The sequence below is a fragment of the Bacillus cereus group sp. MYBK216-1 genome (assembly GCF_051916495.1).
GTDB lineage: Bacteria > Bacillota > Bacilli > Bacillales > Bacillaceae_G > Bacillus_A > Bacillus_A thuringiensis_K.
This window is the reverse complement of sequence record NZ_JBQAGT010000004.1, coordinates 12,321-37,794: the sequence shown is the minus strand read 5'-3', so window position 1 is coordinate 37,794 and position 25,474 is coordinate 12,321. Positions and strand designations below refer to the sequence as shown.

Below are 25,474 nucleotides of genomic sequence, written 5' to 3'. Positions count from 1 at the left end.
CACAAGGAATTAAATGTAAAACATATAGCCCCCGTGATTTTCTTCCTCATAACGTACTAAATCTTCTAACGTTGTACTATCTAACACTTCTTGCACCGCATCACGAACACGCATCCATAACTGGCGCTGTGCTGGCTCTTCTTCTTCTATCATTTCTACAACACTAATCGGTCCCTCTAATACACGTATTACATCACCAGCTGTAATGTTAGCCGGTTGATCAGATAATACATATCCGCCATATGCCCCGCGCGTACTCTTTACAAGACGAGCGTTACGAAGCGGTGAAATTAATTGCTCTAAGTAATGCTCGGATAAGTCATGCGCCTGCGCAATTGATTTTAATGAAATCGGACCTTCACCAAACTTTTTTGCAAGATCAATCATAATTGTTAAGCCATAGCGGCCTTTTGTTGAAATCTTCATCTATTTTGCACCTCGTTTCAAATTTTCACTTCTATTGGTTATATCTTATTTATAAAAAGAACACAATTTAAAATCCTATGAAATTATAGCATAATATAGTATTATAAGAAATTTCAACTTGTGTATCAAAATGATAACATAAAATCACATTGAAAAACTCGGAAATTATTACAATTGAAAGAAAAATGAAAATATTATCCTTCATTTTTCCCATAAAACAGCATCCTATTTCAAATTTCGTAGAAAAAAATGATACGATAGAACGAGATTATATATTAAGGGAGACGGTCCAAATGAAACAACCACTCGCACATCGAATGCGCCCTACAAATATTCAAGAAATTATTGGGCAACAACATTTAGTTGGTGAAGGAAAGATTTTATGGCGAATGGTCCAAGCCAATCATTTTCAATCTATGATTTTATACGGTCCTCCAGGTACAGGAAAAACATCCATTGCCAGTGCAATTGCTGGAAGTACCGGTACCCCGTTTCGTCTATTGAATGCTGTTACTCACAATAAAAAAGATATGGAAGTTGTCGTACAAGAAGCGAAGATGCATCGACACCTCGTTTTAATTTTAGATGAAGTTCACCGTCTAGATAAAGCAAAGCAAGACTTTCTATTACCTCACTTAGAAAGCGGACTTCTTACTTTAATTGGTGCTACGACAAGTAATCCATTCCATGCAATAAACTCCGCTATTCGAAGCAGGTGTCAAATTTTCGAATTACACGCACTAACAGAAGATGATATTTTAATTGGGTTAAAAAGAGCTTTAGAAGATAAAGAAAAAGGCCTTGGAGAATATGCAGTAACGGTAACAGATGACGCACTACATCACTTTGCAAACGCCTCTGGTGGTGATATGCGTTCCGCTTATAACGCACTTGAGCTTGCTGTATTATCTAGCTTTACTACAGACGATCAAGCGGCTGAAATCACACTCGAGATTGCAGAAGAATGCTTACAAAAGAAGAGCTTCGTTCACGACAAAGGCGGCGATGCTCATTATGACGTATTATCAGCATTTCAAAAATCAGTGCGCGGAAGTGATGTAAATGCAGCGCTCCATTATTTAGCACGCCTTATTGAAGCAGGTGATTTACAAAGTATTGGCAGACGCCTTCTTATTATGGCTTATGAAGATATTGGACTTGCTAGCCCACAAGCTGGACCACGTACACTAGCTGCAATTGAATCAGCTGAACGAGTTGGATTCCCAGAAGCACGCATCCCACTTGCAAATGCCGTTATCGAGCTATGCTTATCACCAAAATCAAATTCAGCTTATAAAGCACTGGATGCTGCATTACAAGATTTACGCAACGGTCAAACAGGTGACATTCCAAGCCATTTAAAAGATAGTCATTACAAAGGCGCAGAATCACTTGGAAGAGGCATTGGATATTTATATCCACACGACCATCCAAACGGCTGGGTAAGGCAACAATACTTACCTGATAAAATAAAAAGCAAGCAATATTATAAACCGAAAACGACAGGGAAATTTGAGCAAGCTCTTTCTACTGTTTATGAAAGATTACAAACTTCGAATAAAACGAAAAATAAAGGGTAACATAAACGAAAACGTCACCATTATGGAGGCTTCGCTTATGAAAACACGTCAAGATGCATGGACAAAAGAAGATGATCTCCTTTTAGCAGAAACTGTTTTACGACATATTCGCAGCGGAAGTACACAAATAAAAGCATTCGATGAAGTTGGCGATGCGTTGAACCGGACTTCAGCAGCTTGCGGCTTTAGATGGAACGCTGAAGTAAGACCGAATTACGAAGATGCGGTGCAGCTTGCAAAAAAACAACGTAAAGAATTAAAACGTTCTGAAGCTAATATAGAAAAAGATCGGTTCACAAAAACGAAGCAACTCGTAATTGACGCCGATTTTTCAGAAGATATTACGCCAAGTAAACAAGATCTTACAATGCAAAATGTCATCTCATTTTTACAAAATTTAGAACATAACAATCCTTCACTTGCAAAGTTGCAAACTGAAAATGATGTATTACAAGCTCAGCTCACTTCTCTGCAAAAAACGAATCATGAACTTGAAACGAAATTAGCGGTACTCACAAAAAAACAACAAGCAATCGAAGAAGATTACGCGATGCTTGTTCGAATTATGGATCGTGCTCGAAAACTTGTTTCAGTCGAAGAGCAAGAAGAGCAAATTGCCCCGATTTTCAAAACTGATCAAAACGGGAATTTAGATATTATTTATTCTGCAGAGAATTAAAAACAGGGATGTCACTTTTTTAACTGAGTGACATCCCTGTTTGTTTTTGGTGAAGCGTACATATATATGCGCGTGTCGGTAAATGAAATTATATTAACGATTTTTCAAATATTTCTATCACAACTTGCAATATATCAACGATTCGACAAAGATTGACAATAACACTCCTCCCTGTCATACAAGGAAACTCCTAATGTTTATTAGATAATTTTTACTAAAATGTTATTGTAAACATATATCTTTAAAGGGAGATGGTTGCTATTTCATTCATAATCTTCAAAATAACTCTTGGCCTTCTCATCCTGACTTTAGCTCTTTTCACCATTAAAAGTCTACACAAGACGTCCGCCTATAAATCAGATAAATATGATTATTACTTACTAACCTTACTTACATTTGAACTAGTAGTGATGCAAATATCCATATTTCTTTAATACATATAAAAAAGCATATATCCGAAATGGATATATGCTTTCACTTTATTCTTGCCCTACACGCTTCACTTCTACGTTTTTAATACGTTCACGTACAACGTGACTTGCCATAATTAGGCCTGCCACTGATGGTACGAATGCATTTGATGAAGGCGGTAATTTCGCTTTACGAATTTTTGCATTTTCGTCTGGTACAATTTCTTTACGTACCTCTTCACGAATTACGATTGGGTTTTCGTCAGAAAAGACAACTTTTACACCTTTTTTAATACCCTCTTTACGAAGCTTCGTACGAATGACTTTCGCAATTGGATCTGTATGTGTTTTAGAGATATCTGCAATACGGAAACGAGTTGGGTCCATTTTATTTGCAGCACCCATACTCGAGATAATTTTAATTTTGCGACGTAAGCACTGTTTAATTAAATGAATTTTGAACGTAATCGTATCAGATGCATCCACTACGAAGTCCAAACCGTGCTTAAAGAACTCTTCATATGTTTCATCTGTATAAAACATTTCTAGTCCAATTACTTCACACTCTGGGTTAATGTCTGCGATACGCTCTTTCATTAATTCTACTTTTGAACGTCCTACAGTAGATACTAAAGCGTGAATTTGACGGTTTACGTTTGTAATATCTACAACGTCTTTATCAACTAATACGAGACGTCCTACGCCAGAACGTGCTAACGCTTCAGCTGCAAAAGAACCTACGCCGCCAATTCCTAAAATACCGACTGTACTATTTTTTAATATTTCAAGTCCTTCTTTACCGAAGGCTAATTCATTACGTGAAAATTGATGTAACATTCAGCTCTACACTCCTATTACAAAAATGGTCTACCATGTATTCTAGCGTTTTTCCGACTATTTGTATAGAAAAAGTTATAGAATTCCTAAAAATACATATTTCGAGAATGAAAACATAGACCAGAATTTTCTTTCTTCCTAAATACACGTTTGATTCAGAGAACCGAACAGATCGAGGCACGTATGATAGGAGAAGCGTAGTGTAGAGTTACTACTCGAGCACCGGACTAGCATACATAACGATGAGATGCGACAGTTATCTGAACCGGACTTTTTTAACTTCCTTCCAAAAAAAGTCTAGATGGTATTAGTATAACCATCTAGACCCTATTCTTACTTCTCTTCTTTTAAGCTTAATTTTAATTTTAAGTTTAACTCTTCAAGCTGCGCTTCTGCAACTGGGCTTGGAGCTTCTGTTAATAAGCAGCTTGCGCTTGCTGTTTTCGGGAATGCAATTGTATCACGAAGGTTCGTACGGCCTGCAAGTAACATAACAAGACGATCTAAACCTAATGCGATTCCGCCGTGTGGTGGTGTACCGTATTCGAATGCTTCTAATAAGAATCCGAATTGCTCTTGCGCTTCTTCTTGTGAGAATCCAAGTGCTTTGAACATTTTTTCTTGTACGTCACGCTCGTAAATACGAAGTGATCCACCACCAAGCTCATAACCGTTTAATACAAGGTCATATGCTTGTGCACGTGCTTTTTCTGGTGCTGTTTCTAGTAACTCAACGTCTTCACGGAATGGCATTGTGAATGGGTGGTGAGCTGCGAAGTAACGATCTGCATCTTCATCGTACTCAAGAAGTGGCCAATCCGTTACCCATAGGAAGTTAAATTTACTTTCGTCAATTAGCTCAAGCTCTTTACCTAGACGTAAACGAAGTGCGCCTAAGCTATCTGCAACAACGCTCTTCTTATCTGCTACGAATAGTAATAAGTCGCCAGCAGTAGCTTCTAATGTGCTCATTAACACATTTGCATCTTCTTCACTGAAGAATTTCGCAATCGGTCCTTTTAGGCCGTCTTCTTCCACTTTAAGCCAAGCTAGACCTTTCGCACCGTATACTTTCACGAATTCAGTTAATGCATCGATGTCTTTGCGAGAGTATTTGCTCGCAGCGCCTTTTGCATTAATTGCTTTTACTTGTCCGCCGCTTTCTACAGCACTTGTAAACACTTTAAAGCCACAACCTGCTGCAAACTCAGATAAGTCTGTTAGTTCCATTTCAAAGCGTGTATCTGGCTTATCAGAACCGTAGCGAGCCATTGCATCAGCATATTTCATACGAGGGAATGGTGCACTAACTTCTACACCCTTTGCATCCTTCATAACTTTCGTCATCATACGCTCCATCATATCTAAAATTTCATCTTGTGTTAAGAATGAAGCTTCGATATCGATTTGCGTGAATTCAGGTTGACGGTCTGCACGTAAATCTTCGTCACGGAAACAGCGTGCTACTTGATAGTAGCGCTCAAATCCGCCGACCATAAGAAGCTGTTTAAATAGCTGTGGAGACTGTGGTAACGCATAGAATTCACCATCATGTACACGACTTGGTACTAAATAGTCACGAGCTCCTTCTGGCGTGCTTTTCGTTAAAATTGGTGTTTCTACTTCTAAGAACTCTTCTGTATCTAGGAAGTTACGAATTGTTTTTGTTACGTCGTGACGCATTTTGAATGTGTTGAACATTACGGGACGACGTAAGTCTAAATAACGATATTTTAAACGCACATCTTCTGATGCATCTGTATCATCAGCAATGATAATTGGCGTTGTTTTCGCTGCATTTAGTACATTTACTTTTATTGCTTGTACTTCAATACGACCAGTCGCCATATTGTCATTAATTGCGCCTTCACCACGTTCAACAACTGTACCTTCTACGTGTAATACGTATTCGCTACGAATTGTTTCTGCTACTTCTAACGCTTCTTTTGATGTTTCTGGGTTAAATACAACTTGTACGATACCTGTACGGTCACGTAAATCGATAAAGATTAATCCACCTAAGTCACGGCGTTTTTGTACCCAACCTTTTAATTGAACCGTCTGTCCAACTGCTTCTACTGTTACTTTTCCACATGAATGTGTTCTTTCAGCCACTGTAAGTTCCCCCTATATTAATTTCTCTGCTACGTATGAAGCAAATACATCTAATGCTACTTCTTCTTGTTCGCCCGTTGCCATATCTTTTAAGTTAATGATGCCTTTATCTAGCTCATCTTCCCCTAATACAGCTACAAATTTCGCTTTTAGACGATCTGCTGATTTAAATTGTGCTTTCATTTTGCGGTCTAAATAATCTTTCTCAACTGATAATCCAGCTTTTCGAAGATCAAACGCAACTTTTGCAGCATGATCTTTTGCTTTTTCACCAAGCGCTACAACGTAACAATCAATGCTATGTTCAATTGGTAATTCAATATTTTCAGCTTTTAGCGCCATAATTAAACGTTCAATACTCATCGCAAAACCGATACCTGGCATTTCTGGTCCACCGATTTCTTGTACAAGTCCGTTGTAACGTCCACCACCACTTAATGTAGTGATAGCACCGAAACCTTCTGCCTCACTCATAATTTCAAATACAGTGTGTTGGTAGTAGTCTAAACCACGTACTAAGTTCGGATCTTTTTCAAATGGAACATCCATCATCGTTAATAGTTCTTGAACTTTGTCGTAGTATACTGCTGAATCTTCGTTTAAGTATTCTGTAATAGATGGTGCTGTTCCCATTAATTCATGGTTACGGTCCTTCTTACAATCTAAAATACGAAGAGGGTTCTTTTCTAAACGAGATTGACAGTCAGAACAGAACTCACCGATACGTGGCTCAAAGTGTGCGATTAATGCATCACGGTGTGCTTGACGGCTTGCTGTGTCACCTAAACTGTTTAATACAACTTTAATATTTTTTAAGCCCATGCCGCGGTAAAATTCAACAGCAAGTGCAATTACTTCTGCATCAATTGCAGGGTCATTACTGCCGATTGCTTCGATACCGAATTGTACGAATTGACGATAGCGACCCGCTTGTGGTCTTTCATAACGGAACATTTGACCGATATAATATAATTTCGTTGGTTGTGTTGCGTCACCGAACATTTTATTTTCAACGTAAGAACGTACAACAGGTGCAGTGCCTTCTGGACGTAATGTTAAGCTGCGCTCTCCACGATCTTGGAATGAGTACATTTCTTTTTGTACGATATCTGTCGTATCACCAACACCACGTAAAAATAACTCAGTGTGTTCAAAAATCGGTGTACGAATTTCTTTATAATTGTAACGACGGCAAATTTCGCGTGCTTGCCCTTCGATATACTGCCATAACTCAACAGTGCCTGGAAGAATATCTTGCGTTCCCCGTGGGATTTGAATAGACATATTCAGTTCCTCCTCAAATTGTTTTAATCTTAATAAAAATAAAAAAACTCCCGCCTCTACTGTTTGAACAGTAGGGACGAGAGTATTATACCCGTGGTGCCACCCTAATTGAAGCACGTATGCTTCCACTTTTTTAATAACGCTTAAATGTGCGTTCATCCCTACTAAGCGTATATGCCGTTCAAGTTGAAACCTCTAGAGTGTCATTCAATCAGTCATCATGTAGAAATGTTTTCAGCCTAAGACATTTCTTCTCTTTCCATGTGTGTCTCATTTACTCTTCTCTATCAACGGTTATATTCATATGTAAATATAAAATTACTATACGTTTGTTCAGTAGGATTGTCAAGTGCTCTAAGAGCGTTCAATCTGCTTCTTTAAACGCTTTACATCTTGAAGAGAAATCCCAAACTCGGAAGCAAGCTCCATTGAAGTATTGTTTTGCTCTTTTGAAATAAAATCATGAAAATTCACGTTAAATAGCTGATTTGCACCATTTGTAACAGAATGCCCTTTTTCATTCATACGCATACGTATATCCCTCACATTCAATATGGATGTTTTACTTTTTATTGTTCCATATTGATGAGAGAGTTATACATAACCGAAACTGCTATTGATTCCAAATAAACATTAGTATTCGATTTACAACAATAACAATAGCCAGTCCACTTGCTAGCATATGATGCTTCAAATGATATAACGCTACAATACCTACTCCAAATACGATAATTTCTAGTAATACATGTAATATACCTTGTACTTCCCATTCTGCATGTGGAGCTCCAAATAGCCCCCAAATGACAGCAAAAACAATTGGAATTATAATAGCAAGTGTAATTTTTATAGCCATTGTTGTTCCTACTCGAAACCCCCAGTATCCAACAATCCCAAGAATACATAACTCTAGCATAAAACGTAAAGCTATATTAAATTCTTGAAGCATACTACACCTTCTTTTCCTTTTATTCCCCTTTAAATTAATCCTATGATAAATGAACAAAACATACAACAATGTATAAAAAAGAGAGGATTATATAACCCTCTCTTTTTTATCAACACTATTTACTTTCTACAATTAAGGTCACCGGACCATCATTGATCAAAGAAACATCCATCATTGCTCCGAACTTTCCTGTTTCCACATGTAATCCTTGTTTACGAACTTCTTCATTAAAGAAATCGTATAAACGCTCTGCATAGTCAGGTTTCGCAGCATCCATAAAGTTTGGACGTCTTCCCTTGCGGCAATCTCCGTATAATGTGAATTGCGAAATAGATAGAACTTGTCCTTCTACATCAAGTACAGAATGATTCATCTTTCCGCTCTCATCTTCAAAAATACGTAAGTTCGCAATTTTTTCTGCAATGTAAGTTGCATCTTTTTCTGTATCTTCATGCGTAATGCCAACTAGTAATGTTAAACCGAACGGAATTTGTCCTACGATCTCACCGTCTACTGTGACAGACGCTTTCTTTGATCGTTGTAAAACAACTCTCATCTTTCTACACTCCCTATTAATGCATCATGCGTCGTACTGCATAAATTTCTGGAACGCGTTTAATGCGTTCTACTACTTTTTTCAAGTGTTGTAAGTTACGAATCGAGATTGACATATTAATTGTTGCCATCTTATTACGGTCACTTCTACCAGAAACAGCTGAAATGTACGTTTTCGTCTCTGTAACAGCTTGCAGTACTTCATTTAATAAACCACGGCGATCGTAACCTGAAATTTCAATATCAACGTTATACTCAATTTCTTTTTCAGGGCTACCTTCCCACTCTACTTCTAATAATCGTTCTACAGCTTCTTCTGTATGAACGTTTACACAATCACGGCGGTGAATCGATACACCTCGACCTTTCGTAATATACCCAACGATATCATCACCTGGAACTGGGTTACAGCATTTCGATAAACGGATTAATAAATTATCAGCACCGCTTACCTTTACACCAGAATCCCATTTTCGAATTTTCATCGGTTTACGAACTTCTTTAACTTCAACAATTTCTTCTTCTTCGCGTTGTTTGCGGAACTTGTCCGTTAGTCGCGTAACAATTTGCGAAGCTGTAATTCCACTATATCCAACTGCTGCAAACATATCTTCTTCATTTGCAAAGTTAAATTTTTCAGCGACGCGTTTTAAGTTATCAGGCGCTAATACTTCTTTCATCTCATACTCTAGACCACGTACTTCCTTTTCAACAAGTTCACGGCCTTTTTCAATATTTTCGTCTCTACGTTGTTTCTTAAAGAATTGACGAATTTTATTTTTCGCATGAGATGTTTGAGCAAGTTTTACCCAATCTTGACTTGGGCCATATGAATGTTTCGACGTTAAAATTTCAATGATGTCGCCTGTTTTTAATTTATAATCCAGCGTCACCATTTTCCCGTTTACTTTTGCACCAATTGTTTTATTCCCAATTTCCGAATGGACACGATACGCGAAATCAATCGGAACCGATCCAAGTGGTAATTCCATTACATCGCCTTTCGGTGTAAAGACGAACACCATGTCAGAGAATAAATCAATTTTTAATGACTCCATAAATTCTTCTGCATTAGAAGCTTCATTTTGCCATTCTAATATTTGACGGAACCATGTGAGTTTCTTCTCTAATGTACCTGTTGTTTCTGCTGTTTTTCCTTCTTTGTACGCCCAGTGTGCCGCGATCCCGAATTCTGCAATTTCGTGCATTTCTTTCGTTCGAATTTGCACTTCAAGTGGATCACCTTTCGGTCCAATTACAGTCGTATGAAGAGATTGATATAGATTTGCTTTTGGCATTGCAATATAATCTTTAAAACGACCTGGCATCGGCTTCCAGCACGTATGAATAATTCCAAGCACCGCATAACAATCTTTAATACTATTTACAACGACACGTACAGCTAATAAATCGTAAATTTCATTGAACTGCTTATTTTGCAGTGCCATTTTACGATAAATACTGTAAATATGTTTCGGTCTTCCAGAAATCTCAGGTTGTATCGCAACTTCGTCTAATTTCTCACGAATACCAGTCATTACTTCCTCTAAATATTCTTCACGTTCTGCACGTTTACGCTTCATTAAATTTACAATACGATAATATTGTTGTGGATTTAAATAGCGAAGTGACGTATCCTCTAGCTCCCACTTAATAGTACTAATTCCGAGTCTATGTGCTAAAGGTGCAAAGATTTCTAACGTTTCATTCGCTATGCGACGCTGCTTCTCTTGAGGCAAATGTTTCAATGTACGCATGTTATGAAGACGATCAGCTAGTTTAATTAAAATAACTCGAATATCTTGAGCCATTGCAATAAACATTTTGCGATGGTTTTCTGCTTGTTGTTGTTCGTGAGATTTATATTTAATCTTCCCAAGCTTTGTAACACCATCAACAAGCATAGCAATTTCTTTGTTAAATTCCCGTTCAATATCTTCTAACGTAATCTCTGTATCTTCCACTACATCATGTAAGAAACCTGCTGATACCGTAGCTGGATCCATGTGTAAATCAACTAAAATACCTGCAACTTGAATCGGATGAATAATATACGGTTCACCCGATTTTCTATATTGTTCGCTATGCGCATCACGTGCATATTCATAGGCACGTGCCACTAGCTCAATATCTTCATCCGCTAAATATTGACTTGCTTTCTCGAGTACCTGTTCAGCTGTTAGTACCTGCTCATTTGCCATCGAATCACCTTTTATTGAAAATTGACTTTATCTTTATTTAATAGAATAAATTATATTCTATCATTATAACCCAATGATTGTGAATTGTGAAAAGGAAAAGATTTTACTGACATTTCACCATGATTTTTTGTTCAATTATACAAAAGTACCCGCTCCTCTCCAAGAGATTCACGGGTACTTTTTATCACCGTAGTTTTACCTATATAGTGATTAGTATTTTTCTAATACTAATACATCGTAACCATCTAACATTTTACGACCATCTAAGTAAGTAAGTTCTACTAAGAATGCAATCCCTGCTACAACTCCGCCAAGTTCTTCAACTAACTTAATTGTCGCTTCGATTGTTCCACCTGTAGCTAATAGATCATCTGTAATTAATACGCGTTGACCTGGCTTAATTGCATCTTTATGGATTGTTAAAACATCTTTACCGTATTCTTTACCGTAGTCAACTGTAATTACTTCACGTGGTAATTTTCCTAATTTACGAACTGGTGCAAATCCTACTTCTAACGCATAAGAAACTGGGCAACCGATAATGAAACCACGAGCTTCTGGTCCTACTACAACATCGATATCTCTTTCTTTTGCGTACTCAACGATTGCATCTGTTGCTGCTTTGTATGCTTTACCGTCATTCATTAAAGGTGTAATGTCTTTAAACACAATACCTTCTTTCGGATAATCCGGTACAATTGCGATATGTTGCTTGAAATCCATATTTCTGAATCCTCCTCAGATCTAAAAGGTTTGTAAATACAAATCCTTTACCCTAACTGTTCTACTTCTTTATGATTACGAATCGTTTCAAACCATGTATATAGTTGCTGATATGTGCTATAAACCAATTCTTTTTCTAATTGTAAGTGGTTCATTTTCTCACGATATGTGTTCGATTCAATTAAATCACGCTTTTGTTTTTTGTCTGCCATAAAAATGACGCCATCTTTTATTGTAACAAATTCTAACTCAAAAAACACCTGTGTCATAAAATTTACTGTATCTTTTGACCAACCTTTATGACGACATAGTTGTTCTCCATATTGTCTTAAAGAAAATGGTGTTTTTTGGCTTAAGAAAGAATAGTACCATTTAAAGTGTTCTCTCGTCGGAACTGTACTAAATAAATGGTTATTCTCTTGATAAAATAGCGTATAAATTCGCGCTGGGAATCCTACCTTAAATAGCTCACGTAATTCATCTGTTCCTTTTGGTAAATCAAGTAACACGATATATTGATCATCTAAATGCGTTACTTCTGAAGCATGCATGAGCTTTTCTTTATAGCTCTCTAAAGAAAATTTATTCAATACCTCTTCAGAAAAATACACCATTGTTATTTTTTCTTTCGGAAGTTCTGCTAAATTTGCTTCTGCATTACGCATACTACGCCAATCAAATAATTGCCACGCCTCTACAGCAATATCTTGTACCATTAGTTGTGGCTTCTTAAAATTATTCCATTCATTAATGGACGCTTCTCCTATTACAGATACTTTTGCAACTGGAGAGATTTCTTTCGCATATGCACCAAAACCAAATCCAATTGTATCCAGTGTTGCTTGTCCATCACGAAGAGCCATTTTTAAATGAGAGCCATCTGATCCGATTGCGCGAATGCTTTCTAACTCTGCATCTTTTACTGCAATACGTGGTTTCGGATTTCCAACACCAAATGGAGCTAGTTTTTGCATATCTTCAATTGCCGCTAGCGTTACATCCTCTACTTTACAAAAAACATCAACTGCTGTAATTGGAATAAAATCTTCTTCTGTTAAAATTGCATCTGCTTGTTCATTTAAGCGGCGACGTAATTCATCTACATCATTCATATGTAGCGTCATTCCCGCTGCCATCGGATGCCCTCCGAAGTGTGGTAATAACTCTCTACAATCTGATAAATTTGCAAACAAATCAAATCCTGCAATACTACGTGCTGAGCCTTTTGCTGTTTCTTTTATAGGATCAATGCTTAATACAATCGTCGGACGATAAAAACGTTCAACTAATTTAGAAGCAACAATTCCAATTACCCCTGGGTTCCAGCCTTCTTTTGCAAGTACTAATACTTTGTTTTCTTCTGGCGGGAAGTTATTTTCAACTTCAGCGATAGCCTCTTCTGTAATTTGCTTTACAATATCTTTTCGCAGTTTGTTCAGCTCATCAATTTCTTCAGCTAGCTCCTTCGCTTCCTCTGGATCATCTGATAATAAAAGGTGTACAGCCGGCGCTGCATCTTCTAAACGCCCGACCGCATTAATACGCGGTGCAATTGAGAAGCCAATACTCTCTTCTGTAATTTCACTTTGCGAAACGTTAGCAACTTTAAACAATGCCTTCAAACCAATATTTCTCGTCATACGCATATGTTTTAAACCACGTTTCACTAGCAACCTATTTTCACCATGAAGTGATACTAAATCGGCTACTGTACCGATTACTGCAATCTCTAATAAATGTTCTGGTACACGGCCTAATAATGCATGCGCAACTTTAAACGCAACACCTACACCAGCTAAATAGTGAAACGGATATACGCCACCTTCTAATTTCGGATGTATAATCGCAAGTGCTTCTGGCAATTCTGGCGGTGGCTCATGGTGATCTGTAATAATTAGATCTATTCCAAGCTCCTTCGCTACATTCGCTTCATGTACTGCTGCAATGCCCGTGTCGACCGTAATAATCAGTGAGAACCCTGCGCTATGCGCCCAACGAAACGCTTCTTCGTTCGGTCCATACCCCTCTGTAAAACGATTTGGAATGTAAAATTCTACTTCTGCACCTAATTCTTGAAGAGCAAGATATAAAACCGTCGTACTACTTACTCCGTCCGCATCGTAATCACCAAATATTAATATTTGCTCTCCATTTTGAATCGCCTTATTTACACGTTCTACCGTTCTATCCATTCCTTCTAATAAAAATGGATCATGAAATTCTTGATTTTCTGTATTTAAAAAATCTAAAATCTTATCTTCTGTATCTAGTCCTCTACCGAGGAATAATGAAACGACAAGTGGCGATAACTGTAATTTACTTGCTAATTCACTCACTCGCTCGTCATTATATTCTTTTTCTTTCCAACGCGTCTTCGGTTGTAACACGAAATCACCCCTTAACCTGTTCATTATACAAGACAGATTAAGGGGTGACAATATAATGCAAACTACGATGCAATATCTATATACTAAAATATTAATGATGTTTAATTTGGAGAATACGGATTTATATGTACGAATACATTTTGTACATTATCTTGTTTCATAAGTATTTCTTTCACATGTTTTCCAATACGGTGTCCTTCTTCTACGGTAATGTATGGGTCTACAGACACTTTAATATCGACAATAACATAATGACCATGCTCCCGTGCATATAAAGAACCAATTTTTTTCACACCATCTACTTGAAGAACTGCTTCCCTAAGCGGAATAACATCCTCCTCATGAAGAACATGGTCAAGCGTTGCATGAATTGCTTCCGCTCCAATGCTCCATGCCATTTTTACAACAAGAAGTGAAACAACTAATCCCGCAATCGGATCGGCATATACAAGCCAGTCTATACCAAGCTTACCACCGATTATAGCTGCACAAATACCGATTAAAGCTGCAATTGAAGAAAATACATCCGAACGGTGCTCATATGCATTTGCAATAATTGCATCACTGTTTACTCTTTTCCCTAATCGGAATTTATATTGAAACATTCCTTCTTTCACGACGATTGAAAGAACAACAGCAAAAATCGTAATTCCTTTTGGCGGTTCTAGTTCTTGCGAAAAAGCTTTTATAGACGAAATCGCTATCTCGAGTCCCACAATAAATAATAATACCGCAACAATAATCGCTGAAATCGATTCCGCTTTACCATGACCATACGGATGATCTTCATCAGGTGGCTGCTTTGCCGCTCGCAATCCAAAAAGTACAGCTAGCGAACCAATTACATCTGATGCAGAATGCACAGCATCCGCTAACAGTGCTTTACTGTTCCCAATATAACCAATTACCGCCTTTACAATCGCTAATATAATATTACCAACGATCCCGACAATAGCACCAAACTCGGCCTGTTTAAAACGTTCATCTTTTTCCATAATTAAAATCCCTTCTTTTCTTAACCTATCTTTTTATTTTAACAAATACAGTGATAACACCACCACTTTCTTCCATCTTCTTTCTGTAAAAAAGTTGCTATCTTATTGTATCCACAAACGAAAAAAGAGATGCCTCATAAAGAGACATCATCTTTTCTATACTTGCGGTTCAGATTCTACTTTCTCAACCTTCTTCTTGTTTCTTCCCTTTTTCAAACGACGGTTTTCAAGCATTAACCAAATTTGAGAGGCAACGAAAACAGAAGAGTACGTACCTACAATTAATCCAACAAGTAACGCAAACGAGAAGTTACGTAGTGACTCACTACCGAAGATAAGCAGTGCAATTACTGGGAATAACACTGTTAATACGGTGTTAATCGAACGACCAAGCGTTTGGCGAATACTTGCATTTACGATTTCTTCTAGGTCTTTTATATCGCGCACTCGTTTTTTCTGTTTGTATAATTCACGGTTTCTATCAAATGTAACAATCGAGTCATTAATAGAATAACCGATGATTGTTAATACTGCAGCGATAAACGTCAAGTCTACCTCTAGTTGGAAAATACTAAACATAACAATCATAACGAATGCGTCATGTAATAATGCAAGTACTGCAGATAACGCATACGTAAATCGGAAACGAATACTTACGTATAAAATGATAACCGCAGAAGCAATCAGTACAGCGATAAATGCATTTCGTGCAATTTCTTTACCGATTGTCGGTGAAACTGTACTTACGTTTGGATCTGTACCATATTTATCGTGGAAGAATGTTTTTGTTTTCGCAATTTCATCTTTTGATAAAACACCTAATGTACGAACTGCGAAACCTTTATTGTCATCTCCAGTCGGTACAATATTTTCTTCCTTCACATCAATGTTCAATTCTTTAAAATCTTTATGAACATCAGACACAGTAACGGCTTGTTTTGATTGCAAGTCGATACGTGTACCACTCGCAAAGTCAATACCAAGATTCAATTTGAAAATTGGTAAAATAATTGCTCCTGCAATTACAACTACAATCGAGAAAATAAGGAATTTATGACCGATATTTACGAAGTTAATACGATCAAATCTTGTCGGTGGATGTACTACACCTTTTGTTAATGGAATAATATCCTTTTGTTTCACACCAAAATATCCTGGTTTTTTATCAAAGTAACGGCTCTTTACAAGTAAACCTAATAAGAAACGAGTACCGAATACGTTCGTAATAAAACCAACTAAAATACTTACGATTAAACTTGTTGCGAATCCTTTTACAGAGCTATTACCATACACGAATAACACACCAGCTGCTGCAAGTGTTGTAACGTTTGCATCTAAAATTGTTGCTAATGAACGATGGTTACCAGCGCGGAATGCCGACATCATGGACTTACCAATTTTCAGCTCTTCTTTCAGTCTCTCGTACGTAATAATATTCGCATCAACTGCGATACCTACTCCGAGCACTAACGCTGCAATACCTGGCAACGTAAGAACTGCATGCATCCAGTTAAAGACAAGTAATGTAACGAAAATGTATAAACCTAACATAATAACCGCTACAAGTCCTGGTAAACGGTAGAATACAAGCATAAATAAGAAAATAAGAGCGATACCAATCGCACTAGCGAAAATCGTTTGCTCTAACGCTTGTTGACCAAATTTCGCTCCAACAGATGTTGAATACATTTCTTTTAAATCAACAGGAAGTGCACCTGCATTTAATAAAGATGAAAGTTGTTTCGCACTTTCAACTGTGAAGTTTCCACCTACGATAGATACTTCAGCTTGGTTAAATACTTGGTTTACTGTTGCTGCTGATAAGAACTTCGGATTCGGTTTTGCAGATTCTGCTTTATACGAATCTTTTCCTTCTTCAAAGTCAAGCCAAATTACCATTAAGTTCGTTGGTGGTGGCATTTTTGAAATTTTTTCAGTTACTTCACGGAATTTTTCAGCGCTTTTTAGTGTAAGACCTACGCTTGCACGGCCTTGCTCATCAAATGTTTGCTTCGCTCCGCCGCCTTTTAAATCCGCTCCATCCATAAGGAGATTGTCATCTACATCACGGAATGTTAATTTCGCTTGTGTCGATAACATTTCACGCGCTTTTTGCTGATCTTGTACACCAGCAAGCTGTACACGAATTCGATCTTGCCCTTCGATTTGAATGTTCGGCTCACTTACACCGAGAACATTGACACGATTTTCAAGAGCACCTACTGTACTTACAAGTACGTCTCGATCGATTTTATCACCTTTTTTGGCTGGTTTTACTTCATACAGAATTTCAAAACCACCGCGAAGGTCTAGTCCTAGACTAATTCCTTTTGCTATGTCTTTTCCTGCCGAACCAATTACTCCACCGATTAATAAGACGATGATGAAAAAGGCAGCAATTCTCGTACCACGCTTTGCCATATGTACCCTCTTTCTGCTACTAACACTTTCAATAAATCTCTTACGATTCACTGCTATACGTGTGCATACGCCTAGTTAGTAGACTTCCTTTCTATAATTTTTGCTAGTTCATCACTAGCTGTATAGGTAAGCTTTTACACTACCTACACTTCCATCATTTATTTTCCTCTTCACTACCTCCTTTATATATAATCTTAGACATAATTATTTCCTCTTTATCAATACATATCATTATACTGCAAAAGGAAGAACAAACCAATTGCAGTCGGTTATTTATTTTCGTACTCATCAAATGACCAAAGTGGCGCTTGGTAAGCTTCAACAGTTAAATATGTCATATATTCATTAGCTGTTACTGTTAATACGTCATTAACTAATTCATACAATCTAACATCGCTGTCTATCTTCTTCCACTTTTTCACTTTAAGAAACTTCCAAATATCATCATCTGTCACTCGGTCGTAACCGAACATTTGAAACTCTTCTACTTTACTTTCTAAAACGACTTGTAACTGTCCGCGGTATGATTCTACCAAAGCCTCTCTATCTAACATCTATAACATCTCCTTCTTATTTCAGCACGAAAAAGTCGCTTTAATCCCGCTCTAATGGACAGCAATAACTACTTTCAAGAGCACTATCATACTTCACTCTCTTAAATGCTTGTCATTCTTGTCTCGTACGTGCATATAAATTATTGTAAATCATTCCATTGATTTTGAGAAGGTAGGAGAAGAACATGACGAGACAAAGCTTTTTAAAAGGCGCATTTATTTTAATGATAGCCGGCTTTATTACAAAAATACTCGGCTTTATCAACCGCATAGTAATGGCACGTATTTTAGGAGAAGAAGGCGTTGGTCTTTATATGATGGCCGTTCCTACATTCATTTTAGCAATTACATTGACACAAATTGGTCTTCCTGTCGCCATCGCAAAATTTGTAGCAGAAGCGGAAGCTGTGAACGATAAACAAAGAGTTAAAAAAATATTAACCGTATCACTAGCTGTTACATCCGTTATTAGTATCATTTTAACAATCGGAATTATGTTCCTCACACCTATTTTAGCAAAAACATTATTAACCGACGAAAGAACGTACTATCCATTAATGGCCATTTTGCCCGTTGTTCCCGTTATTGCTGTTTCTTCTGTTTTGCGTGGTTACTTTCAAGGGAAACAAAACATGAAACCTAGCGCTTATGCGCAAGTTCTAGAACAAGTCGTCCGCATTACCATTATCGCTATATGCATCCAATTATTTTTACCTTACGGCATAGAATACGCTGCAGCCGGCGCTATGTTATCAGCTGTTCTCGGTGAAGTTGCATCGTTATTATTTTTACTCACGTTATTTCAGCGAGAAAAACATTTATCAATACGTTCTGAATTTTTCACTACTGTAAAAGAAAGCAAAGGGACATTTTATTCTCTGATGGATATTGCCCTTCCAACTACAGGAAGTCGTTTAATCGGTTCCGTTTCATATTTTTTTGAACCTATTGTCGTTATGCAAAGTTTAGCAATCGCTGGTGTCGCTGCTTCTGTTGCAACCCAGCAATACGGTATATTAAACGGTTATGCATTCCCACTCCTATCACTACCCGCCTTTATTACATACGCTCTCTCTACAGCGCTCGTTCCTTCTATTAGTGAGGCAATGGCAAAAAGACAACATAAATTAGTAGAGCACCGTTTACAACAAGCACTTCGAATTTCATTAATTACCGGCGGATGGTCTGTCGTTATATTATACGTATTCGCTTCTCCTGTTTTAACTCTTATGTATGGATCAGACAGCGCAACAGCATTCATTCAACTTCTTGCGCCTTGCTTTTTATTTCATTATTTCCAAAGTCCACTTACCTCTGTTTTGCAAGCTTTAAACTTAGCAAGAGCTGCAATGATGAATACATTTATTGGTGCCATCGTGAAATTAATCGTTATTTTTGTACTAGCATCAAGGCCAGAATTTCAAATGATGGGGGTTGCCCTTGCTATCGCTGCAAATATTGTAACAGTAACATTTCTTCACTACGCTACTGTTTTGAAAAAGATTACATTTACCATTTACGCAAAAGACTATATTTTCGGCGGACTTGCCATCGGTATCGCAGGCGCCTTCGGTTTTTATCTTCATAAATATATTATTTTCTCTCATTCCCTTGGCATACAAACATTATGGGAAATCACTTTAACAACAATTGTTTATATCGTACTTCTCTTCACTTTCAAACTCATTCGAAAAGAAGAGTTAAGTCGCCTCCCTATTATTCGTAAACTTTCATTTTTGAAATAAGGTGAAACTTTAATCAGTGGGGTAATCTCCACTGATTATTAGTTACACTAATCATTCTTACTCTTTCAAAGAATAAGTATCTAATTTTCTTTTAAATCAACAAAAAATTGTCCGTTTTGAAAACTACAGTATAAAATTTGTGTTATATCGTTGTAACCTAAGTTTTTTAATTTCTCAATAAGCCATTCATCTGTATGCTCAATCATTTGTAAATGGCTAGATTGAATTTCTCCATCAATAATAAGAGGAAGCGTAAACCGCAATGTATCTTGTTTATTTTTTTGTTTTTGAAAGACAGATAACTTCCCAGACGGTTCCAAAATAGCATATTCTACATCCCGAATATCTCCAACTCCTTGTTCCCTTAATTGCATCATTAAATCATCAATATTATATCGCTGGTTTCTCATCTTTTTTTCATCAATCTTTCCCGCATTAATAATAATTGCTGGTTCACCTTCTATTAAATGCCGAAATCGTTGAAACTTTAATGAAATGACTGACAAAATGATTTGTATGCACATAAGAAAAGCCATCGGAACTAATTGATGCCAAAGTGATTTATCGGTATTTTCAATTGCTACTACAGCCATTTCTCCAAGCATAATAAATACGACTAAATCTAATACACTTAGCTCTCCTATCTCACGTTTACCCATAAGACGAAAAATAATTAAGATAATGATATACAAAAGCATTGTCCGTCCAATTACCGATATCCATTCCATTCCTACATCTCCTTTTTTACGTATAGACTCCCCTATAAAAAAGAAACTAGTCTAACTTGGGCAAAAGGAAAATATGCTTGTATTAAAAAGGGGGAATGCATAAATGGATGGAACGAAAAAATTATCAACTGCAATTGGCTTCGGTATTGTTACGCTACTAATTCTCGCATCTATTACTAGTATGATTATGGCTCTTTTATTAAAGTTTACGAATATAAATGAAGGGACATTAACCGTTACTATTTTTATACTTGCTCTTTTATCTATGCTTATGTCTGGATTTACTGCCGGCAAAAAGGCTCAAGGAAAAGGTTGGCTAGTAGGTTTCACAACAGGGCTCACGTTCACTATACTCGTCTTTCTAGTTAACTATTTAGGCTTTTCTCAAACCTTATCGAACTCACAATTACTTTATCAATTAGCATTAATGGGGGCGAGTACACTCGGTGGTATTTTCGGTGTAAATATGTCAAAGCAAAGTAACTAAAAAAGGCCCTGCACATTTCATGCAGGGCCTTCCACATTAGTTTTTCACAACTTCACGAATCGCATTGCGATCGAAAGTTAAGTGTGAACCACCAGATTTAATAACGATTTTCGTCTCATCTACTGATTCGATTGTACCGTGTAAACCACCGATTGTTACGATAGCATCACCTTTTGCTAACTCACTTTGCATTTGAGCAACTGCTTTTTGACGTTTTTGTTGCGGGCGAATTAATAAGAAATAGAAAATCGCAAACATCGCAACGATCATAACGATATTCATCATACCTGCATTCATCTTTTGTTCCTCCTTTTAAATTATGTATTAGAAGTTTTTAGCATTCGGTTTATTAAAGCCATACTGTTCAAAGAACTCTTCGCGGAAATCGCCAAGACGGTCTTCACGAATAGCTTGTCTCACCTGCTCCATTAAGTTTAACAGAAAATGAAGGTTGTGATAAGACGTTAAACGAATTCCGAACGTTTCATCACATTTCATTAAGTGACGAATGTACGCACGTGAGTAGTTTTTACATGTGTAGCAATCACAGTTTGGATCAAGCGGACCGAAGTCTCTTGCGAATTTCGCATTTTTTACAACGAGGCGACCTTCACTTGTCATACATGTACCATTTCGAGCGATACGAGTTGGAAGTACGCAGTCAAACATATCAATACCACGAATTGCGCCATCGATTAACGAGTCAGGAGAACCTACACCCATTAAGTAACGAGGCTTATTATCTGGAAGAAGTGGTGTTGTAAACTCAAGAACACGGTTCATAATATCTTTCGGTTCACCAACAGATAAACCACCTACAGCGTAACCAGGGAAGTCCATTGAAACAAGGTCTTTCGCACTTTGACGACGAAGCTCTTCGTACTCCCCGCCCTGTACAATACCGAATAAACCTTGATCTTGCGGACGTTCATGCGCTTTTAAGCAACGTTCTGCCCAGCGGCTCGTACGCTCTACAGATTTCTTCATATATTCAAAAGTAGCCGGGAATGGTGGACACTCATCAAATGCCATCATAATATCTGAACCTAATGCATTTTGGATTTCCATCGCTTTTTCTGGTGATAAGAATAATTTATCTCCATTTAAGTGATTACGGAAGTGAACGCCTTCCTCTTCAATACGACGGAAGTCACTTAAACTGAATACTTGGAAACCACCAGAGTCTGTTAAGATTGCACGATCCCAGTTCATAAATTTATGCAAGCCGCCTGCTTCACGAATAATTTCATGACCTGGACGTAGCCATAAATGATACGTATTACTTAAAATAATGCCAGAATCCATTGCTTTTAATTCTTCTGGTGACATTGTCTTAACTGTTGCAAGTGTACCAACTGGCATAAATGTTGGTGTATCAAATGAACCGTGCGGCGTATGCACACGACCTAAACGGGCACCCGTTTGTTTACATGTCTTAATAAATTCATAACGAATTGCTGTCATAACTTACTCCTTTTATTTGTTTCTCATTTTAGCGTGAGATGCAACGAACATTGCATCACCGAAGCTAAAGAAACGATATTTTTCTTTTACTGCTTCATTATAAGCATGAAGTACATTATCTCTATTTGCAAATGCACTTACAAGCATAATTAATGTTGATTTCGGTAAATGGAAGTTTGTAATTAAACCATCAATTGCTTTAAATTCATATCCCGGATACATGAAAATATCTGTCCATCCAGAAGCGGCGCAAAGCTTACCTTCATGATCTGTTGCAATTGTTTCTAACGTACGAGTTGATGTCGTACCTACAGTAATAATACGTCCACCATTCTCTTTCACACGATTTAATAATGCCGCTGTCTCTTCAGACATATGGTAATATTCTGCGTGCATATGGTGTTCTTCAATCGTATCAGCAGAAACTGGTCTAAATGTTCCAAGCCCTACGTGAAGTGTAATAAATGCTAACTGAACGCCTTTTTGTTTTAACTTCTCCAGTAACTCTTCTGTAAAGTGAAGTCCCGCAGTCGGCGCTGCTGCTGAACCGATTTCTTTCGCATATACTGTTTGATAGCGATCGCGATCTTCTAGCGTCTCTTTAATATATGGAGGAAGTGGCATTTCCCCAAGTTCATCTAAAATTTCATAGAAGATGCCGTCATATGAAAATTCAAGCTGGCGTCCACCTTGATCTGCAGTTCCTGTGCAAGTTGCTTTTAATTTCCCTTCGCCAAAAGAGATAACAGTTCCTTCTTTTACACGTTTCGCTGGCTTTACAAGCGTTTCCCACTTATCACCTTCTTCTTGTTTTAAAAGAAGTACTTCAATGTGCGCGCCTGTATCTTCTTTCACACCGTGCAAACGAGCAGGCATAACTTTCGTTTCATTTAAAACTAAGCAATCCCCCTCATGTAAGTAAGAAAGAATATCCGTAAAATGTTTATGCTCAATATCACCTGTTTCACGGTCTAACACCATTAATCTTGATGTTTCACGATCTTCTAACGGGACTTGTGCAATAAGTTCTTCTGGTAAATGAAAATCAAACAGATTTATATCCATAGCTATATCCACCTATTTCTTATTTAAATCGATTTATTATATACATAATAAAAGATAATACAATACTTAACACAATACATGTAATGATAGGAAAATAAAAGGTAACGTTTCCTTTTTTCACAAAAATATCGCCTGGAAGCCTTCCAATGAACTTCCAAGCTAATCCAACAACGATGAGTAAGATCCCGGCTGTAATAAGCAGCTTTGGCATCTCCGTCATACTTTTGGTATCTCCATTCCGAAATGTTCATACGCAAGCGGCGTTACAATTCGGCCCCTTGGCGTTCGTTGTAAAAAGCCAATTTGTAATAAATACGGCTCATACACATCTTCAATCGTATGAGATTCTTCTCCAATTGTTGCTGAAACCGTTTCTAATCCAACTGGACCGCCACGGAATTTCTCAATAATACCAAGCAGTAATTTATGATCAATATGATCTAGACCTAATTTATCTACTTGCAGTAGCTCTAATGCCATTTGTGTAATTTCCATCGTAACCGTTCCGTTACCACGAACTTGCGCGAAATCACGTACACGTCTTAAAAGACGATTCGCAATACGAGGTGTACCACGAGCACGTCTTGCAATTTCTAATGCAGCTAACGAATCGATTTCAACTTCAAATACTTCTGCTGTACGTTCAACAATCGCAGAAAGCTGATCTACTGTGTAGTACTCTAACCTTGAAAGTACACCGAAGCGGTCACGAAGCGGTGCCGATAATGCTCCAGCACGTGTTGTTGCTCCAACTAATGTAAATGGCGGTAAATCTAGGCGTACAGAACGTGCTGAAGGCCCTTTTCCAATTACAATATCAAGGCAAAAGTCTTCCATCGCAGGATACAATACTTCTTCAATTGATCTATGCAAACGATGAATTTCATCAATAAATAATACATCCCCTGGCTGAAGCGCTGTTAATACAGCAGCTAAATCTCCTGGTCTTTCAATTGCGGGACCTGAAGTTGTTCTAACATTAACGCCCATCTCATTGGCAATAATATTCGCAAGCGTCGTTTTACCAAGACCTGGTGGTCCATATAAAAGCACGTGATCTAACGTTTCTTCACGCATTTTCGCCGCTTCAATAAATACTTCTAAATTATGTTTTGCTTTATCTTGGCCAATATACTGACGGAGCGTCTGTGGCCGTAATGAATATTCTAAATCCGCATCTTCATATGCAGATTCCCCTGAAAGGAGACGTTCGTCCATTATACTCACCTCTTACCATTTAGTAAAAGACTAAGTGCCTTTTTAATATACTGATCCGTCGTTAATGATTCTTTTAATAACTCTGGTACAACACGAGAAACTTCGCGTTCTGCGTATCCAAGTGCGCGGAGAGCTTCCAGTGCCTCATCAAGCTCAGCTGATGAACCTTTCTTCTCATCAAAACGTTCTGTGTCTGAGAATAAATCAACAAATGCATCTGGTACGACATCTGCTAGTTTTCCTTTTAAATCTAAAATCATTTGGCGTGCTGTTTTCTTTCCGACGCCTGGGAATTTCACTAAAAACTTCTCATCTTCATGCTCAATCGCTTGAACGACCTGTCCTGTTTGACCAGAAGCTAAAATTGCAAGAGCTCCTTTTGGCCCAATGCCAGACACGCCTAACAACTTTGTAAATAATAAACGCTCTTCACGTGTTTTAAACCCGTAAAGTGCCATAATATCTTCTCTCACATAATGATATGTATAGACACGGATTTCTTGCTTACTTCTTTGAAATACATACGGATTTGGTGTGAAAATTTGATAACCAATTCCATTATGATCAATTACGACATATTCCGGCCCTACATACTCCACGTAACCTGTAACATATTCAAACAAAATACGATCTCTCCCTCTTAAATCATGTATT

General features: G+C 37.6%; 24 protein-coding genes and 1 other annotated feature. Of the genes, 4 read left to right on the top strand and 20 right to left on the bottom strand.

Annotated elements, in window-relative coordinates; genetic code table 11:
- Positions 1 to 9: 9 nt before the first annotated feature.
- Entirely contained in the window at positions 10 to 426 is a 417-nt protein-coding gene (gene cymR, locus ACTFRH_RS14570; protein WP_000704116.1) for a cysteine metabolism transcriptional regulator CymR, read from the bottom strand.
- A 293-nt stretch (positions 427 to 719) separates the two neighbouring features.
- Between cymR and ACTFRH_RS14565 the strand changes: the two genes are divergently transcribed.
- Both ACTFRH_RS14565 and ACTFRH_RS14560 read left to right on the top strand, forming a co-directional pair.
- The gene (locus ACTFRH_RS14565) at positions 720 to 2,006 is read left to right on the top strand and encodes a replication-associated recombination protein A (RefSeq protein WP_000812915.1); all 1,287 of its coding nucleotides are present in this window, start codon (positions 720 to 722) and stop codon (positions 2,004 to 2,006) included.
- Positions 2,007 to 2,043: 37 nt separating this feature from the next.
- Positions 2,044 to 2,685, top strand: a complete 642-nt coding sequence (locus ACTFRH_RS14560; RefSeq protein WP_000857709.1) for an RsfA family transcriptional regulator — start codon at positions 2,044 to 2,046, stop codon at positions 2,683 to 2,685.
- A gap of 479 nt (positions 2,686 to 3,164) precedes the next feature.
- Here the strand turns inward: ACTFRH_RS14560 and ACTFRH_RS14555 are convergent, their stop codons facing one another.
- The 12 genes from ACTFRH_RS14555 to ACTFRH_RS14500 form a co-directional block, all read right to left on the bottom strand.
- Entirely contained in the window at positions 3,165 to 3,932 is a 768-nt protein-coding gene (locus ACTFRH_RS14555; RefSeq protein ID WP_000903177.1) for a tRNA threonylcarbamoyladenosine dehydratase, read from the bottom strand.
- A gap of 333 nt (positions 3,933 to 4,265) precedes the next feature.
- On the bottom strand, positions 4,266 to 6,047 hold the full coding sequence (gene aspS / locus ACTFRH_RS14550) for an aspartate--tRNA ligase (protein ID WP_000840925.1): 1,782 nt from the start codon (positions 6,045 to 6,047) through the stop codon (positions 4,266 to 4,268).
- A 12-nt stretch (positions 6,048 to 6,059) separates the two neighbouring features.
- Positions 6,060 to 7,331: a histidine--tRNA ligase gene (hisS, locus tag ACTFRH_RS14545; RefSeq protein WP_033673109.1), complete on the bottom strand. Its 1,272-nt coding sequence runs from the start codon at positions 7,329 to 7,331 to the stop codon at positions 6,060 to 6,062.
- Positions 7,332 to 7,400: 69 nt separating this feature from the next.
- Positions 7,401 to 7,631: a binding site (T-box leader), on the bottom strand.
- Between the two features lie 54 nt (positions 7,632 to 7,685).
- A complete protein-coding gene (locus ACTFRH_RS14540) occupies positions 7,686 to 7,862 on the bottom strand; it encodes a hypothetical protein (protein ID WP_001242605.1) in 177 nt (58 codons plus the stop codon).
- An 82-nt stretch (positions 7,863 to 7,944) separates the two neighbouring features.
- Positions 7,945 to 8,277, bottom strand: a complete 333-nt coding sequence (locus tag ACTFRH_RS14535) for a YrdB family protein (protein WP_000938749.1) — start codon at positions 8,275 to 8,277, stop codon at positions 7,945 to 7,947.
- Between the two features lie 115 nt (positions 8,278 to 8,392).
- On the bottom strand, positions 8,393 to 8,833 hold the full coding sequence (locus ACTFRH_RS14530; protein ID WP_001266965.1) for a D-tyrosyl-tRNA(Tyr) deacylase: 441 nt from the start codon (positions 8,831 to 8,833) through the stop codon (positions 8,393 to 8,395).
- 16 nt (positions 8,834 to 8,849) lie between these two features.
- Positions 8,850 to 11,033 carry a GTP diphosphokinase gene (gene relA / locus ACTFRH_RS14525; RefSeq protein ID WP_001262803.1) on the bottom strand — a complete coding sequence of 728 codons (2,184 nt, stop codon included), beginning with the start codon at positions 11,031 to 11,033 and terminating at the stop codon, positions 8,850 to 8,852.
- A gap of 210 nt (positions 11,034 to 11,243) precedes the next feature.
- Complete coding sequence (locus ACTFRH_RS14520) at positions 11,244 to 11,756, bottom strand: adenine phosphoribosyltransferase (protein WP_000346215.1); 513 nt, start codon at positions 11,754 to 11,756, stop codon at positions 11,244 to 11,246.
- Positions 11,757 to 11,803: 47 nt separating this feature from the next.
- Complete coding sequence (gene recJ / locus ACTFRH_RS14515; protein WP_000941239.1) at positions 11,804 to 14,143, bottom strand: single-stranded-DNA-specific exonuclease RecJ; 2,340 nt, start codon at positions 14,141 to 14,143, stop codon at positions 11,804 to 11,806.
- Positions 14,144 to 14,244: 101 nt separating this feature from the next.
- Complete coding sequence (locus tag ACTFRH_RS14510; RefSeq protein WP_000409743.1) at positions 14,245 to 15,138, bottom strand: cation diffusion facilitator family transporter; 894 nt, start codon at positions 15,136 to 15,138, stop codon at positions 14,245 to 14,247.
- A gap of 156 nt (positions 15,139 to 15,294) precedes the next feature.
- Positions 15,295 to 17,559: a protein translocase subunit SecDF gene (secDF, locus tag ACTFRH_RS14505; RefSeq protein WP_001119051.1), complete on the bottom strand. Its 2,265-nt coding sequence runs from the start codon at positions 17,557 to 17,559 to the stop codon at positions 15,295 to 15,297.
- 269 nt (positions 17,560 to 17,828) lie between these two features.
- Positions 17,829 to 18,113: a post-transcriptional regulator gene (locus ACTFRH_RS14500; protein ID WP_000886980.1), complete on the bottom strand. Its 285-nt coding sequence runs from the start codon at positions 18,111 to 18,113 to the stop codon at positions 17,829 to 17,831.
- A gap of 185 nt (positions 18,114 to 18,298) precedes the next feature.
- Between ACTFRH_RS14500 and spoVB the strand changes: the two genes are divergently transcribed.
- The gene (spoVB, locus tag ACTFRH_RS14495; RefSeq protein WP_000198295.1) at positions 18,299 to 19,858 is read left to right on the top strand and encodes a stage V sporulation protein B; all 1,560 of its coding nucleotides are present in this window, start codon (positions 18,299 to 18,301) and stop codon (positions 19,856 to 19,858) included.
- Positions 19,859 to 19,938: 80 nt separating this feature from the next.
- Here spoVB and ACTFRH_RS14490 read toward each other — a convergent pair whose 3' ends face one another.
- The gene (locus ACTFRH_RS14490; RefSeq protein WP_000454836.1) at positions 19,939 to 20,586 is read right to left on the bottom strand and encodes a DUF421 domain-containing protein; all 648 of its coding nucleotides are present in this window, start codon (positions 20,584 to 20,586) and stop codon (positions 19,939 to 19,941) included.
- A 103-nt stretch (positions 20,587 to 20,689) separates the two neighbouring features.
- Here ACTFRH_RS14490 and ACTFRH_RS14485 point away from each other — a divergent pair, with 103 nt between their 5' ends.
- Positions 20,690 to 21,073, top strand: a complete 384-nt coding sequence (locus ACTFRH_RS14485) for a TIGR04086 family membrane protein (protein ID WP_000349148.1) — start codon at positions 20,690 to 20,692, stop codon at positions 21,071 to 21,073.
- Between the two features lie 36 nt (positions 21,074 to 21,109).
- Here the strand turns inward: ACTFRH_RS14485 and yajC are convergent, their stop codons facing one another.
- From yajC to ruvA, 6 genes are read right to left on the bottom strand one after another with little or no spacing between them, the layout of a single operon-like run.
- Positions 21,110 to 21,370 (bottom strand): preprotein translocase subunit YajC, encoded by a 261-nt coding sequence (yajC, locus tag ACTFRH_RS14480; protein WP_000991115.1) that lies wholly within the window; start codon positions 21,368 to 21,370, stop codon positions 21,110 to 21,112.
- A gap of 27 nt (positions 21,371 to 21,397) precedes the next feature.
- Positions 21,398 to 22,537: a tRNA guanosine(34) transglycosylase Tgt gene (gene tgt / locus ACTFRH_RS14475; protein WP_000125365.1), complete on the bottom strand. Its 1,140-nt coding sequence runs from the start codon at positions 22,535 to 22,537 to the stop codon at positions 21,398 to 21,400.
- Positions 22,538 to 22,549: 12 nt separating this feature from the next.
- Positions 22,550 to 23,602, bottom strand: coding sequence for a tRNA preQ1(34) S-adenosylmethionine ribosyltransferase-isomerase QueA (gene queA, locus ACTFRH_RS14470; RefSeq protein WP_000354015.1), 1,053 nt, complete (start codon positions 23,600 to 23,602; stop codon positions 22,550 to 22,552).
- Positions 23,603 to 23,621: 19 nt separating this feature from the next.
- The gene (locus tag ACTFRH_RS14465; protein WP_000138162.1) at positions 23,622 to 23,822 is read right to left on the bottom strand and encodes a DUF2905 domain-containing protein; all 201 of its coding nucleotides are present in this window, start codon (positions 23,820 to 23,822) and stop codon (positions 23,622 to 23,624) included.
- Complete coding sequence (gene ruvB, locus ACTFRH_RS14460; protein WP_000344449.1) at positions 23,819 to 24,820, bottom strand: Holliday junction branch migration DNA helicase RuvB; 1,002 nt, start codon at positions 24,818 to 24,820, stop codon at positions 23,819 to 23,821. Before ruvB ends, ACTFRH_RS14465 begins: the two co-directional genes overlap by 4 nt.
- A 5-nt stretch (positions 24,821 to 24,825) precedes the next feature.
- Entirely contained in the window at positions 24,826 to 25,443 is a 618-nt protein-coding gene (gene ruvA / locus ACTFRH_RS14455; RefSeq protein WP_000464511.1) for a Holliday junction DNA helicase RuvA, read from the bottom strand.
- Positions 25,444 to 25,474 lie beyond the last annotated feature (31 nt).